Origin of the sequence: Leuconostoc mesenteroides subsp. mesenteroides (assembly GCA_009676745.1) — a bacterium.
In the GTDB taxonomy this organism is placed as follows: Bacteria; Bacillota; Bacilli; order Lactobacillales; family Lactobacillaceae; genus Leuconostoc; species Leuconostoc koreense.
On the sequence record CP046062.1, the window covers coordinates 1,388,555 to 1,403,964 of the forward strand.

Sequence of the window (15,410 nt, forward strand, 5' to 3'; positions counted from 1 at the left end):
ATTTTATTTTGAAAGCAGCAGTCATTGATCAGTATGGTGGCAGAGAACAGCTGAAAGTTATCGATATACCTGTTCCGACAATACAAGCAGACGAAGTTTTAGTAGAAAACATGGCCACAAGTATTAACCCAATCGACTATAAAGCGCGAGAAGGTTTTTTAAAACAGATGTTTCCATGGCAATTCCCAGTGATTCTAGGTTGGGACATCGCTGGTATAGTTGCTTCTACTGGATCTGAGGTAGCAAATTTTAAAGTTGGAGATCCAGTGTTTTCTCGACCAGATATTGACACAAGAAGAATGAATGGTTCGTATGCAGAATATACAGCTGTTAAAGCGGATAAATTGGCACTAAAGCCAAATAATATTAGTTTTGTTGAGGCTGCTGCTGTTCCTTTAGCTGGGCTAACTGCCTTACAAATGCTGAGAAAACTTCAGTTATCATCCAATCAAAAAATATTAATTCAAGCTGGTGCTGGTGGCGTTGGTATTTATGCAATTCAACTGGCTAAAATGCTTGGTGCATATGTAGTAACAACTGCTAGCCAAAATAACCATGAATTTGTGAAATCTTTAGGGGCAGATTTTGTAATTGATTATCACAAAGACAATATTCAAGATTTGTTATCTGATTTCGATGCTGTGTTGGACACAGTTGGTGATGTTGATAATGGGATTGCTATTCTTAAATCCGGTGGACATCTTGTCACTATTTCCAACAAGTTAACTGATCAACAGAAAAAAACATCAGACAAAACTGTGACAGAAGGGTGGTTAAACCCGAGCGGGCAAGATTTATCAATCTTAGCGTCGTATATCGCCAAAGGTGAGCTTCAAATTGTAGTGGATTCTCTTTACCCATTAACTACAGACGGCATTCAATCAGCCCACGAGCGCAGCGAAACACACCATGCCCGAGGAAAAGTAGTTGTTCAAATTAAAGAGTAGCAATAAATACTTGTTTATATTAGTTAAGTCTATATTACTGAATTAAAAAAGCGCAGCTAGTGCTGTGCTTTTTGTGTATAGAATATCACTTATAGTTTAGTTCTAGCATATGCTGATAATGTTGATAAAGAATAGTGAATCGATTAATATTGTGTTTATCCCACGGTTTCGGACGTCCACAAAAATGTAAAATAGACGTGTTAGTTATCACCCAGTTTGTATCAACCTGACCACGGCTCTTAGCAAAGTGAACGATATTATCTCGCGTATCAAAATTCCAAACTTCTTCCGGTATACTCAAGATTTGATCACCATATAAATAATTTAAAATATCCTGATCAGGAAGTACCAGCTCTTTGGCATGTTCCCTAATTAAATTTAAAATATCATCTTTATGAACTTTTGCGCGCATTTTGTTTAAATCTAACAGCATCACACCGGAATTAAAGTATTCATTTTTAGTGCGCAGTCTAACATTGTTAATGGTTTGATTGATTCCCGTTAGCCCCAAATGACTTGCTGCTGCTATCATATTGCCTTTTAAGTCTATCGACCATAGTGCTTCAATTGGATTTAATATCAAAGTGTCAGGGTCTAAGTAAATAATGCGTTCTAAATCAGCTGGCAGATATTCAGCGCAAAGTAATCGATAATACATTTCCGTTGGATATTGTTTAAGCGTAGGGGCAGTTTGCCAATAAGTTGCGTCAATCTTTAACGGATGAAAGTCATACGCCAATTTGTCTGTAAAACCTTTAAAATCATCGATTTCGGCTTTTGATATCGAGTCGTGTAGCAGCCAAATAGAAAACCTAGATTTAACATTTGTTTCTTTCAGCGATAAGAGCATGACTTTTAAGGGCTTTATGTAGGACTTGTCTAAAGTGACTAAAATGCTTATTTCTTTCATTATTATGAGATCCTTATATCTGGCAGTTTATTGATAAAATACTTGCAATATAAATTATACAGTATCTATTCTCTATTAGAAGTACGAAAAAACAGAAGAAAGATGCAGAAAAACCTTTAATATAAGCATCAAGCCTAATTGATAGCCATTTTTAGACGACCATGATACACTTAAATTGTAATTGGAAACTATCAACTAGCTGTGTCAGCCAAGAAGCAGCTAGTTGATAGTTCATCAATTCGAAAATAAACAATGTTACGACGCACTTATTTCAACTGTAGGTTTTAAACGCGCCTTTTTTGCGTGCACGAAAGTTTTGGCTGAGAACACTCTAAATTTAAAAGCTCACACTCGAATTAATGCGAAGAACATTAGGAGAGTAAGAAAACTATGATTAAAGTCCGCGATTTGACGGTGGCCTATGATGGCACACCGGTTTTCACGAACCTATCAATTCAATTTGAGCCTGGTAAAATCACCGGTATCATCGGACCTAACGGTGCAGGAAAATCAACAATGATTAAAGGCATTTTAGGATTGATAAACAAGCAGAATGGTAAAGTTACATTACACGACGAGCCAATCGCAAAGCAGTTAAAAAAAATTGCTTATGTGGAGCAACGTGCTGCTTTAGATCTAACTTTTCCAATCAACGTTTTTGATACTGTTTTAACAGGCACGTACCCTAATTTGGGGCTGTTTAATATTCCCGGCACGAAAGAAAAAGATGCCGCCAAAAAAGCATTAGAAGACGTTAAATTATCTACGTTTAGCCAACGACAAATTGGCGAATTGTCTGGTGGCCAATTGCAACGTGTTTTCGTTGCGCGTGCAATTGTTCAAAATGCTGATGTTATTATTTTAGACGAACCTTTTGTCGGTATAGATATGAAGTCTGAAGCTGATATTATGGCTATCTTAAAACAATGGCGTACTGCAGGGAAAACCATTATTGTTGTACATCACGATTTGAATAAAGTAACAACTTATTTTGATAATCTGGTGATTATCAATCACGGTATTACTGCATATGGGGCTACAGCCGATGTTTTCACAAAAGAAAACATTGCCTCTGCATTTAGTGGTGATCTATCATCGATCTTGTTTGAAGAGGAGGATCAACATGCATAGTATTGAATTATTCATTGACGGACTAACAAAATATAATTTCTTGCAAACAGCACTAATTACATCAATATTAGTTGGTATTATGTCAGGAATCATCGGATCCTTCATCATATTGCGAGGCATGTCTTTAATGGGTGATGCAATTTCGCACGCCGTATTACCTGGCGTTGCGGTTGCATACATGCTCGGAATTAACTTGTTATTCGGTGCTTCTGTCTTCGGTATTTTAGCAGCATCATTAATTGGTGTTGTTACGATGAAGTCAAAGTTGAAAAATGATACAGCCATAGGAATTGTATTTTCTGCCTTCTTTGCATTAGGATTTATTCTTATCTCATTAGCAGAGTCTGCGACCAATTTGCACCACATTTTATTTGGAAACGTCCTAGCTGTTTCTGACAATGATTTAATTACTACTGCAATTGTGCTTGCCATAGTATTATTGTTTGTTGTTATCTTTTATAAAGAGTTACTTATCACATCATTTGACAACACCTTTGCTAAAGCTTATGGTCTTAAAACTCAAATTATGCATTACGCTCTAATGCTTGTTTTGACGTTAGTGACGGTGACAGCTTTGCAAACGGTCGGAATTATCTTAATAGTAGCCATGCTAATTACACCAGCAGCTACAGCTTACTTATTAACGAATCGTATGTCTCATATGATGATTGTTGCTGCGGTCTTTTCTGTCATATCCTCGATTGTAGGGTTGTACCTAAGTTTCACATTTAACTGGGCATCAGGTCCAGCAATTGTTCTTACAGCAGCAATTTTCTTTACATTGGCCTTTATTTTTTCACCAAAACAAGGCATTGTCTTTAAAAGAAAGTCTTAAATCAAAGTAGTCTAAATTGAAACAAAAAGAATTATCAAAGCCAGCGTATATTACGCAGAATATAGTGGAGAAATTGAAAATGATTAAACGCTTGAGTATTATCGTAGTGGCCGTTGTTGTCATATTAAGTGGTGTGCTGTGGTTTGTTAATAGTAGTCAAGGCGGAAAAACAAGTCAACATGATAAGTTACAAGTTGTTGCGACAAACTCGATTATTGGTAACATGGTTGAGGAAGTTGCTGGTAATAAAGTCAACTTACATATCATCGTGCCACGTGGTACTGACCCGCACGAATACGAACCGCGTCCACAAGATATTTCAGCAGCACAAGAAGCTGATGTACTCTTTCACAATGGACTAAACCTTGAAACTGGGGGCTCTGGTTGGTTCAAAAAAATGTATCAAAATGCAGGAAAGAAAATAGACAAGCAAGTGTTTGCTGTTTCAAAAGGCGTGGTAGCTAAGCATCTGACTGACAAAGGGAAGGAAAATGAATTAGATCCTCACGCTTGGTTGGATATGCAAAACGGTATCAAGTATGTTAAAAATATTGAAAAAGTATTAATTGCTCAAGATCCTGATAATGCTAGCACATATAAGAAGCGAACAGCAGCCTACGTTGAGAAACTATCTTCCTTAGATGAAAGTGCTAAAAATAAGTTCAATAATATTCCTGAAAATAAGAAATTATTAGTGACTTCTGAGGGTGCATTTAAATATTTCTCAGCAGCTTATGGTATCACACCAGCATTTATTTGGGAAATCAATACAGAGTCTCAAGGTACACCCGAGCAGATGAAACAAGTATTGGCGAAAATTAGAGCTACTAATGTACCTTCATTATTCGTGGAAAGTTCAGTGTCTCCTAAGGCAATGGAGAAGGTTTCTAAGGAAACTGGCTTACCTATTTATTCAAAAATTTATACGGATTCTTTGGCTAAAAAAGGTCAGCCAGCGGATACTTATTACGGTATGATGAAATGGAACCTGGATAAGATTTCAGAAGGCCTGTCAAAGTAAAATAAAAACAGTGTCAATCTTTTTTATAAAAACGCCACAACTATTCAAACTGCTGTGGCGTTTTTATTGTTATTAAACTTTAGTTGGCTATCTTAAATAAACATTGTCAATGAACAAAAATAAGGCGTCATTTACTGATTTAGTTTGATGTCATGATACAATAAGCCAAATACAATAAACGACGAATGCTATCTGAACAATGAAAGGAAGAAATGCTTTGTTAAAAAAATGGTTAACTACTGTCTTGCTAGCTGTTATCACTTTATTGTTGATAATCATTGTATATTTGCTGTATTCTAATCACAACAATACTAATACTCCAAGAAGAACCGACACTACTTTTAATGCTAGTTCTTCTAATGAAATTTCATCCAATGATGCCTTGCTAAGCCTAGCTAAAATAAGAAGGATATTTTATAAAAGATATCCTAATACGTCTATCACGTCAATTGAATTAGAAAAAAATTTATCTTCGAAACATTATGATATTACAGGGGTAGATGACAATACAGCGTATACATTAAAAATTCATGCTGATACTGGTAAAGTTATCGCTCACAACACCGAACAGTTGGATGCTGATGAAAAGAATGGTACTACTAAAAATAATGATGCTATAGCATTTGATAATATTATATCTCTAGAAAGTGCCGTAAATAAGGCCAAGGATGTTGCCGGCGGTGGCTCCTTAAAGGAATGGTCTTTGGAAAAAGATGATGGTCGCACTTATTGGGAAGTTACATTAAAGGACGAAAATTCTGATGTGACAGTTAAGCTTGATGCAAGTGATGGTCAAGTTATAGAAAAAGACGAAGATGACTAAATATTGCAAGACAATAGTAGTTAAAATTCGAAACATTCTTCATTAATTTTCAAGAAACCGTATGTTATAATGGATAGCATCCAATAGACAATTCGTCAAAATTTAGGGGTAACGGGGAATAATGAAGAAAAATAGAGATATGAATACGCCATCAGTTACTAAAAGCCGTATGGCGTTATTTCATAGTAAAAAACGTAGCTCATCATTTAAATTGTATATCGTTTTAGCAGCGACTACTGTGTTACTATCTGCTTTTGGCTATGCTGCATACTATTTTTATAGTTTAAATAACACGCTTAGTAAATCATTTTCATCAACAGGTCTGGATTCTGAAAAAAAAGCTACACAATTAATTCAGGATAAAAAGCCAGTATCTTTCTTAGTTTTGGGCACAGATATTGGCACAGACGGTGGATTTGGCACAGATCGTAGTCGTGTAGGCTTAACTGACTCTATGATGGTTGTAACTGTTAATCCCAAATCTGAGACAACTACTTTAATTTCTATTCCAAGAGATATCATGACATCTATTTCTGGTTTTGAGAGCAGTTTTCCTCAAAAATTGAATGCTGCCTATGCATTTAAGACCGCTTCGGATAAGAATGTTTCGTTGGGGGATGGTGTAAGTACAACAATGGATACCATACAAAAAATGTTTAATTTTCCAATCAACTATTTCGCTATGGTCAACATGAGTGGGCTTGGGGATGTCGTCGAGCAACTTGGTGGTGTGCAAGTTAAGTCACCTTTAACGTTTGCCTTTAGCCAAGAAACTGCCCACGAAAGTGGCAAAGATTTGTATCAGTTTACGGAGGGCGTTAGTACATTTAAGTACGCTGCTGATGGTGAAAATTTTAAAACCTATAGTAAAATGAATGGACAGGCAGCCTTGGCGTTTTCTCGAATGCGATATCAAGATCCAAAGGGTGATTACGGCCGAACTGAACGACAACGCTTGTTATTGCAACAAATTATTAGTAGAGTTAAGCAAAATCCGACTCAAGTAGTTAATTTAAAATTCATAAATTCGACGACAAAAAACATTGCTTCTAATCTAAAATCGGAAGATATGTTGAAATTAGGTACTAACTACCTTAATGCTTCAAAGCATATTGTTTCATATACTGTTCAAGGACAAGGTGAGACATTTGAAGGTATTTCATACCAACGTGTCACCACTGCACAGCGACAAGCAATAACGGACAAAGTTAGAAGTAGTTTGAATTTAAAAGCAGCTACAACTGGAAATGAATTTGGTAGTCATATTACAGAAAATAATTTAGCTCAAGTAGGTACCGCAGATCAATTGTATCCAGAAAACAATACTGACGAAAATATGCAGTTGCATGAAGAGTAAATGTAGCATTAGAAAAAGACATGTTATTTAACGTTTCTTTTATAAACATAATAAAAAGCAGCCTTGGGAGGGGGCTGCTTTTTGGGAGAGAAAAGAATATTATCTTATAGGGAGAAAGAAAATATATTCTTATTATAAATAGTGGAGTATACCTCTGTTAAGGTATGTAATTATAATACTGCGACAATGTTAAATGAATATAAAAATTTTTTACTTTTAGTTGCTTTACTTTACTTGTTGTTTTCGACAGGTTCTTTGTCCGATAAAAGATAAGAAAGAAATGAAATCACTATATTAGACAATAAAAAAATAGCATGATACACTTGTACTATGAATTAATGTGTTTTTAATTTAACAACCTTGCGGGAGTAGCGGCGCATGTGCGTGGGAAACTGACTTACTAGATTGTTTACTTTCTAGCGGCCAACCTTAAACAGCAAGACGCAAAGAATATTTTCTCTTAAAGGAGTGTATCAAAATATGAACACAAAGTCGAAAGAGGTAAATGACGACGTTCCGTTATCGTCCTCAGCAAAGTCTTACCACCAGGAGTGGTCTAAGGTAGTCAAGGATTTACATGCCAATTATCCTAACGGCCTATCAGACAAAGAAGTAAAAGATCGCTTACAAAAAAACGGTTATAATGAGGTTAATCCAAAAGTTATTCCGAAGTGGTTGATTTTTTTACGGCAATTCAATAATGTTATTGTTTATATTTTAGTAGTAGCTGCATTGTTAACACTTTTTATGCAACACTATGCGGATTCAGTTGTTATTGCATTAGTTGTATTAATTAATGCGTTAATTGGCTATTTACAAGAAGTGAATGCTAGTAATGCATTAGATAAAATAAAAAATATGTTGTCTGTCGAAGCCACTGTTATTCGTGATGGGGAACGATTTGATGTTGCGGCTAGAGAACTAGTACCTGGTGATTTAGTCTACCTAGAGGCTGGAGATAATGTTCCCGCCGATTTGCGAATTATAGATGCTGATAATTTGCGTATCCAGGAGTCGTCTCTAACAGGAGAGGCTGATTCCGTTCTCAAAAATGAAGCTATTTTGTCTGAAAATGTGCCATTGGCAGAGCGTAGTAATATGGCTTATGCATCGACAGCTGTGACTAATGGTAGCGCTACAGGAATTGTAGTAAATACCGGTGTCCATTCACAGATTGGTCAAATTTCTCAAAGCGTTGCTGATGTTTCAGATAAAAAATCACCATTAACAAGAGAATTAGATAGTTTAGGTCGTGGCATTTCTTGGCTAATTATCGCTGTGGCTATAATCATGTTTGCCTTGGGTTGGTTTTTAAAAATATATGACTTATCTACCTTGATTATGGCTATTATTGCGATGATCGTCGGTGCAATGCCAGAAGGGTTACCAGCAGCTACGTCAATTATCTTAGCAACCGGTGTTCAAAAGTTAACCAAAAAGAACGCAATTGTGAAAACGTTACCCGCTGCTGAAACCTTAGGTGCAATAGACATTATTGCATCTGACAAAACGGGAACATTAACGAAAAATGAAATGACCATTCAAGATATTATTATTGGTGAGAATCATTATACGATTACTGGGACTGGATATGAACCCGATGGTGATATTATTCTCGACAACAAAATTGTCGATGCAACACAAGACAAAAATCTTGAAATGTTTTTAACAATGGGACACCAAGCGAATGATACTTTTTTAACCGAAGAAGCAGGTGTCTGGACCATTAACGGTGAACCGACTGATGCTGCATTTCTCTCAGCTTACTACAAGGCTTTTGGACAAAAAACACCTAAATTAAAAGAGTTAGACCGTATTCCGTTCGATTCTGATTATCGATATATGGCTCGCTTAGTTGAAAACAAACATCAAGAGCGATTTGTCGCCATTAAGGGGTCGCCAGATAGATTATTCACATTAGCTCGGAAAGATTCAAATTTTGACTACGAGTATTGGACAAAAGTATCAGCAAAGTTTGCTAAATCTGGAAAACGTGTAATTGCTGTGGGATATGTTGATGTGGATTCAAACACGTCAGAAGTCCTTCACGAAACACTTGAAGCTCAAGGTGTGACATTCTTAGGATTAGCTGCTATTATTGATCCGCCACGTCCTGAGGTTGTTGATGCTATTAGCGACATGCGTGAGGCCGGTATTCGCGTCAAAATGATTACTGGCGATAGTCCTGATACAGCCAAAGCCATCGCGCAACAGCTTGGTTTGGCCGACAAAATTGAAGCTATTACTGGATCAGAAGTTGAAGCAATGACGGATAATCAGTTGGCTAAGGTTGTTACAAATTATGATGTCTTCGCACGAACTACGCCACAAGATAAGTTACGTATTATATCTGCCTATCAAGAAACTGGATTGGTAACTGCCATGACTGGTGATGGTGTTAATGATGCACCAGCGTTAAAAAAGGCTGATATCGGTGTAGCAATGGGAATTAAAGGTACTGATGTTGCGAAAGATTCGGCGGATATGGTTTTGGCGAACGATGATTTTTCAACAATTAAAGTGGCTATCGAGCAAGGCCGACGTTTATATGATAATATTAGAAAAACGATCTTATACTTGTTACCTACAAGTTTTGCCGAAGGGTTGATAGTTGTCTTTAGTATATTAATGCGCCAGCCAATGCCTTTAACTGCTACACAATTACTATGGATTAACTTGGTTTCTGCTTTGACGCTACAATTAGCATTTATATTTGAGCCAGCCGAACCAGGATTGATGAAACGCCCACCGCGGAAAACAACGGCCAAATTAATGAGTCGATACGATGTTTTCCAAATGGTTTATGTTAGTGTCATTATTGCAGCAGTAGCTCTTGTCGTTTTTGAACAGTTAGATGATATCACAGGTTTTTCTGTGGCAAGTACAATGGCTGTTAACATACTTATTTTTGGTAAAATTTTCTATATGTTTAATATCAGAACAGAGGCACCAGCGCTAAGTAAAACATTTTGGACGAATCCAATGGCGTTTGCGGCTATTGGTGCTATGATTATTTTACAGTTACTGTTTACGTATGTACCTTTTATGCAAGGTGTGTTTTCTACAGCTGCGTTATCACTTTCTGACTGGTTGTTCATCATCTCAACAGGTTTGATAGTTCTAATCGTAACAGAGTTAGATAAGTATCGTCGTATGATTGTAAACCGATAGTATATAAATAAAAGATATCATTTAGAAAATAGCAATCACAGCCTAACTGACTGTGACTGCTATTTTATTTGTTATGGAATCCATATAAAAGTCACTCTTTCCAAAAGAATTTTTAACTTAATTTAACCTTATATCGATATAATTAAACTAATCATTAAACTACAAAGGGCAGGATCAAGCTATGGTTAAAAATCCAAGTACAGAGTATACGTTTATAAAATCACAAATTGATTTGGTCATTCATAATATTGTTAGTAATAAATACAATGAGGAACTGACCTATTACGATGTTATATGGCTGCCGAACCAGTTGACTAATTCAAACAGTAAAGAGCTATGGCACCTATTCCAAGACAATCTAGAAAAACTTTCTTTTACAGCTATAAATACTGGTCTACCAAATCCGAATGCCGATGTTGATTTGGTAATTGTTAAAATGAATAGTGATGAATTGAAGCCAAATGCGGTAAAATATTTTGAAGTCGGTAAGCGAAAAAATTATTTAACAACTCAATACCCAGATATAATGCACAAAGACAATGATACGTTATTTCATGCTTGGGATAATGCTAACCATGCGTATCATTCAAATGAGATATCAGTTGTTTAAATTTTAATTTCTATTCGAAAATATTATTGAATTAGGGTTTATCTTAGAAATTGTACGGGAATAATTAAAAGCTCGATACAATACTTAAATCACGAATTGACAATTCGTAATTGTCCATTTAAACTTTACTTATAAATAATAAGTTGAGGAACAGAATTTGTTCAATAAAAAATCAAGTTTATATTCTTTGCGCCTTTGTTTGTCTATTATTGGCACTATTATTATTGCCTTTGGGATTGTTTTATTCCGTTTGGCTAACTTGGGCATTGATCCAGCGACAGCAACAGATATTGGTATATCAAATACTTTCGATTGGAACTTGGGACACTATCAGCTAGCATTTAATGCACTGTTATTCCTTGCCGTTTTGTTTTTTGATCAAACACAGTTTGGTGTCGGTACTTTAATCAATATGTCATTACCAGGATATATTATTGCTTATTTTACACCGAAATTTGAACCTGTAGTTAGACATTGGTTTGGAACTTCTTCTTATCTTGAAAACATATTCTTATTTAGTACTGGTATGTTTTTATTCTCATTAGGAATTGGTATATATACAAGTGTGAATCTTGGTGTTTCGCCGTACGATGCGGTTGCACCATTGTTTAACAAAAAAAAATGGGCTAGTTATCGTTTGACAAGATCTGTTCAAGATTTGGTATTTTTTATAGTTGCCATTATATTTGGTGGGCCACTTGGTATTGGCACCTTTTTAATTGCTACATTAACCGGTTATATTGTGCAATACTGGCGTCAGCTATTTAAAAAAATAAAATATTACACCAAAACTATTCCTCGTAAGCGCATCTGAACAAGAAAATAAAAATAGTGATTTAATATGACCCTCTTCATTAATGGATAAGAATTAATTTTGATTTTCAAAAAGGCTTAAAAGTTAACAACACTTATTGACGAATCTATTTTTACGTTGAGTAGTTCTTTGCGTAAAAACAACGAAGAAAATTGATTTTAAAGATACCGTATTCAGTTTTGTCAAATACTGTGGTTTATTTTTAGTACAATTTTTTACAAAAAATAGAATCGATATATAGGATTTAAAGATTATATTTGCTAGAGAACAAACAAATATTCAAATGGTACTAAGAATGTGATCATTTTGAATTGGATACAATACAATCTTCTAAAAAAGTGGTGATAGTTTAGTGGGAAGCGCAGTAATTGTTAGCCCAGTTGATCTCTGATTTTTCTCTAAAAAACGCTCAAATTATGACTTTTAAATAGTAATTTATCTAGTTCTTATGTCCATTCTAAACTGTCACTTCTTTAATGGATTTAATTAATAAATATAAATTGAAAATATAAAATAAAGTAAACAATGGAAAAATAATTACTTCTATAATTGAGGTTTTGAAGCTTCCTATTATCATAACAATAATCATAGCATCAATAGCTAATAACATTGTAACGTCTTTGATTATGATAACTGTTGTTAATAAGTAGCCAAGATTTTTCTGTTTTATGAATAAAACCCCGCCAATAATAGTGATTGGGACTATGATGGCCAAATCTATTGCTTGAATGGGTAAAGTCGTATAATGCTCCAATCCCGAAGGAACACCACTAAAGGTCGTAGGAATGATTTTTCCAAGCCACATTAAACTAATGAGCAAACTGAAAAGTATAATAGATACACCAATCATTTTTCGGAATTTCAAATCTCTGAATAAATAAATGATTTCCTCTGAGTGGAATGAAGAAAAATTTAACGTAAAGGCAAAAAATGATAGGCTAAATATAGCTATGTAAACTAAAAATAAGGAATTGTACATAGCAACAAAACAATATGAGGCGTAAGTGTATAGAAAATATCCTAGGCTTCCAGTTACCAGAAATCTGCCTTTGACAGAGTTTCTATTTTGTAAGAATAAAGAGATACCCAGCGTGGGTATTGCAATTAACAATGTAACTATATCTTGACCTCTCGCTTGCATGGCCATTGCCAGCGATTCGTTATGATATATGCCTTTACCATACAACTCAATAGATTCTTTGTGAACAGTTGAAATAATCATGCCCGTATTGATGCTATTGTGAGAAAAGATACCATATGCTCCTGATAGGCAAGACAGCATTATTATCAAAATAATCAGTACATTATTAATTTTTTTATAATTCATATTTATTTCTCCGTAAAATGGGATGGCTACAAAGTAATTAGGCTATCATTGTGAGCATGAACGTCATTATGGATAATCGTCGCTTAATTATGGTATTTTCAAGTAGTATAGTTAGTTCCAGTATTATCCAATCGATAAAGATAGACAATTGCAAGAAAAGCTCGTTTACATTATAGCAACATGTTACTATAATGTAAATAGGTCAAAAAGGAGCTAATAATATGGACATTAAAGATATGATTCAAAACTTTTCCGGTACAAGAGAAAAAGAAATCAGAGGAATTTTTGCTAGTATAATAATATTACAAAATCGTTTACAGACAATCTTTGATAAATCAGATGATTTTCTTACACTGAAGCAATTTATGTTACTCACAATGATTATTTATTCTGATGATAAAACAACGTTCACAAGGCTAGGGGAACTTATAGGGTCTTCAAGACAAAATGTTAAAAATCTGGCAAAATGTCTTGAGGAAAAAGGTTTTATCATTATTGAACATGAAGCTAAGAATAAAAGAAATACTGAAATAAAATTAACTCTAAAGGCAAAAAAGTATTCTGTAATCATTTCAGAAATGCATCAAAAAAAATTAAATAGTATATTTTCTGATTACACTGATGAAGAGATTCAGACATTTTACAAGATAATAATGAAATTGTACGGTGGAGTAACGAGAACCGAAGAGGAAATTAAGGGGTAAAATTATTATACATTCAATAAAATACTAAAGGTATAAAATATGTACAGCTAATTTAAAATATGTTAAGATAACAACTATTGGACAATTTTACATAAAAAAATTAAAATATCTTCCAAAAGCTACTTGCTTTTATGTCTGACTTAGGTTGCGTTATTAAAAAATGGGTATAATATTTTCAAAAAATTTAAAAATTATGAAGCTAAATAATTATAATTATATAGCTGTATTTGAATTTGCAAAAAAAGCTAAACCCCGCAATTATCCAGCCAATACGAGTAAATTAACTATAACAATATAATATTAATTAAAAAAATTATAGGAGTTTACTTGTGGAAGATAATTATTTAATCAAAAGGAATCCGAGTAGAGCATTATTGGTATTTTCGATACCTATTATTCTAGGAGGGTTATTTCAGCAAGCATATACAATGGTGGACTCTGCCCTTGTAGGACAATTTGTTGGAGAAAAAGCGTTGGCTGCTATTGGCTCTTCCTTCGCTCTAACAACGGTCTTTATTTGTATTGCTATGGGTGGGGGTGTTGGCGCATCAGTAATCGTTTCTAAACATTTTGGCTCAAAAAATTATGTAAAAATGAAAGAAACAGTTTGGACTTCATTAATTAGTTTCTTGATTTTGAGTATAGTTCTCAGTATCTTTGGTATTATTTTTGGTGAACAGATATTACTTCTTCTAAATACGCCAAGTGATGTTTTAAACATGGCACTTCTCTTTTTAAGAATTTATTTTGTTGGTTTACCTTTTCTGTTTATGTACAACATAATTGCTTCAATTTTCAACTCTTTGGGTAAATCCAAAATACCTTTATATTTTTTGATATTTTCGTCGATAGTTAATGTCATATTGGATCTGATTTTTATTATCCAATTCAATCTTGGTGTGCAAGGTGCCGCATGGGCAACCTTAATTGCGCAAGGTTTATCTGCCATTTTGTCCTTTTTTTACTTGGTTAAGCAATTGCAAAACTTCAATACAGAATATTATCATTTTTTTGATACGCATACTCTAAAAAAAATATCCAATATAGCTTTACCTTCAATATTTCAGCAGTCAACGGTATCAATTGGTATGCTATTGCTTCAATCCGTAGTAAATGGCTTTGGATCAGAGGTTTTAGCAGGGTATACTGCTGCAATGAGAATTGAATCATTGCTGATTGTGCCAATGGCAAGCTTAGGTACCTCAATTTCATCATTTGTTGCTCAAAATATTGGCGCAAATGATTATAAACGAGTATTGGCCGGATTTAAATCAGCAGCTATGATTATTATAATTTGTGCTTTGTTATGTTTCTTAATTATTGATATCTTCGATGAAAAATTAATTTTAATTTTCTTAGGTTCTAAAGGAACACAAACTGCTGTAAGTACAGGGTATAAGTGTTTAAATTTTATGATGTATTTTTACGTTTTCTTTGGTTTTAAAAATATCACTGACGGGCTTCTTCGTGGAGCAGGGGACATGAAAATATTTACCATTGCAAATATTATTAATCTTTTTATTCGAGTTTTTGGAGCAGTTACCTTTGCACCAATTTATGGCGTTGCAGTGGTTTGGTTTGCTGTGCCAGTTGGTTGGTTTGTCAATTGGGTTCTTTCATACGTACGTTATAAAAGTGGTAATTGGCAAAATTTGTTAGAAAATTAATATGCATCAAAAATTTTTTTTAAAATCTTAGAAAAAATCCTTAATCTTATTTGTATTTAATAATGAGTAGGTCAGTAGATTTTTAAAATTTGG

The 15,410-nt window shown here is 34.4% G+C and carries 13 protein-coding genes; 11 read left to right on the plus strand and 2 right to left on the minus strand.

Annotated features, from left to right (window positions below):
* Positions 1-8 precede the first annotated feature (8 nt).
* On the plus strand, positions 9-947 hold the full coding sequence (locus GJV51_06860; GenBank protein QGM25709.1) for a zinc-binding dehydrogenase: 939 nt from the start codon (positions 9-11) through the stop codon (positions 945-947).
* Positions 948-1,032: 85 nt separating this feature from the next.
* Here the strand turns inward: GJV51_06860 and GJV51_06865 are convergent, their stop codons facing one another.
* Entirely contained in the window at positions 1,033-1,857 is an 825-nt protein-coding gene (locus tag GJV51_06865) for a glycosyltransferase family 8 protein (GenBank protein QGM25710.1), read from the minus strand.
* Between the two features lie 390 nt (positions 1,858-2,247).
* Between GJV51_06865 and GJV51_06870 the strand changes: the two genes are divergently transcribed.
* From GJV51_06870 to GJV51_06905, 8 genes are all read left to right on the plus strand, one after another.
* Positions 2,248-2,988 carry an ATP-binding cassette domain-containing protein gene (locus GJV51_06870; protein QGM25711.1) on the plus strand — a complete coding sequence of 247 codons (741 nt, stop codon included), beginning with the start codon at positions 2,248-2,250 and terminating at the stop codon, positions 2,986-2,988.
* Complete coding sequence (locus GJV51_06875) at positions 2,981-3,823, plus strand: iron chelate uptake ABC transporter family permease subunit (GenBank protein QGM25712.1); 843 nt, start codon at positions 2,981-2,983, stop codon at positions 3,821-3,823. Before GJV51_06870 ends, GJV51_06875 begins: the two co-directional genes overlap by 8 nt.
* A 79-nt stretch (positions 3,824-3,902) precedes the next feature.
* Entirely contained in the window at positions 3,903-4,844 is a 942-nt protein-coding gene (locus GJV51_06880; GenBank protein QGM25713.1) for a metal ABC transporter substrate-binding protein, read from the plus strand.
* A 217-nt stretch (positions 4,845-5,061) separates the two neighbouring features.
* Entirely contained in the window at positions 5,062-5,667 is a 606-nt protein-coding gene (locus GJV51_06885) for a hypothetical protein (protein ID QGM26116.1), read from the plus strand.
* Between the two features lie 121 nt (positions 5,668-5,788).
* Positions 5,789-7,024, plus strand: a complete 1,236-nt coding sequence (locus GJV51_06890; GenBank protein ID QGM25714.1) for a transcriptional regulator — start codon at positions 5,789-5,791, stop codon at positions 7,022-7,024.
* Between the two features lie 480 nt (positions 7,025-7,504).
* Positions 7,505-10,195 carry an HAD-IC family P-type ATPase gene (locus tag GJV51_06895; protein ID QGM25715.1) on the plus strand — a complete coding sequence of 897 codons (2,691 nt, stop codon included), beginning with the start codon at positions 7,505-7,507 and terminating at the stop codon, positions 10,193-10,195.
* Positions 10,196-10,376: 181 nt separating this feature from the next.
* Positions 10,377-10,805, plus strand: a complete 429-nt coding sequence (locus GJV51_06900) for a hypothetical protein (GenBank protein ID QGM25716.1) — start codon at positions 10,377-10,379, stop codon at positions 10,803-10,805.
* Between the two features lie 157 nt (positions 10,806-10,962).
* Positions 10,963-11,619, plus strand: a complete 657-nt coding sequence (locus GJV51_06905; protein QGM25717.1) for a membrane protein — start codon at positions 10,963-10,965, stop codon at positions 11,617-11,619.
* Positions 11,620-12,076: 457 nt separating this feature from the next.
* Here GJV51_06905 and GJV51_06910 read toward each other — a convergent pair whose 3' ends face one another.
* Positions 12,077-12,946 (minus strand): hypothetical protein, encoded by an 870-nt coding sequence (locus tag GJV51_06910; GenBank protein QGM25718.1) that lies wholly within the window; start codon positions 12,944-12,946, stop codon positions 12,077-12,079.
* A 221-nt stretch (positions 12,947-13,167) separates the two neighbouring features.
* Here GJV51_06910 and GJV51_06915 point away from each other — a divergent pair, with 221 nt between their 5' ends.
* Both GJV51_06915 and GJV51_06920 read left to right on the plus strand, forming a co-directional pair.
* Entirely contained in the window at positions 13,168-13,650 is a 483-nt protein-coding gene (locus tag GJV51_06915; protein QGM25719.1) for a MarR family transcriptional regulator, read from the plus strand.
* A gap of 329 nt (positions 13,651-13,979) precedes the next feature.
* Positions 13,980-15,317 (plus strand): MATE family efflux transporter, encoded by a 1,338-nt coding sequence (locus tag GJV51_06920; GenBank protein QGM25720.1) that lies wholly within the window; start codon positions 13,980-13,982, stop codon positions 15,315-15,317.
* The last annotated feature ends 93 nt before the right edge of the window (positions 15,318-15,410 follow it).

Excerpts from the sequence above, each read along its gene's own strand:
- GJV51_06865 (QGM25710.1), bottom strand. The coding sequence starts at position 1,857 with ATGAAAGAAATAAGCATTTTAGTCACTTTAGACAAGTCCTACATAAAG.
- GJV51_06880 (QGM25713.1), top strand. The coding sequence starts at position 3,903 with ATGATTAAACGCTTGAGTATTATCGTAGTGGCCGTTGTTGTCATATTA.
- GJV51_06910 (QGM25718.1), bottom strand. The coding sequence starts at position 12,946 with ATGAATTATAAAAAAATTAATAATGTACTGATTATTTTGATAATAATG.
- GJV51_06875 (QGM25712.1), top strand. The coding sequence starts at position 2,981 with ATGCATAGTATTGAATTATTCATTGACGGACTAACAAAATATAATTTC.
- GJV51_06870 (QGM25711.1), top strand. The coding sequence starts at position 2,248 with ATGATTAAAGTCCGCGATTTGACGGTGGCCTATGATGGCACACCGGTT.
- GJV51_06900 (QGM25716.1), top strand. The coding sequence starts at position 10,377 with ATGGTTAAAAATCCAAGTACAGAGTATACGTTTATAAAATCACAAATT.
- GJV51_06915 (QGM25719.1), top strand. The coding sequence starts at position 13,168 with ATGGACATTAAAGATATGATTCAAAACTTTTCCGGTACAAGAGAAAAA.
- GJV51_06890 (QGM25714.1), top strand. The coding sequence starts at position 5,789 with ATGAAGAAAAATAGAGATATGAATACGCCATCAGTTACTAAAAGCCGT.
- GJV51_06895 (QGM25715.1), top strand. The coding sequence starts at position 7,505 with ATGAACACAAAGTCGAAAGAGGTAAATGACGACGTTCCGTTATCGTCC.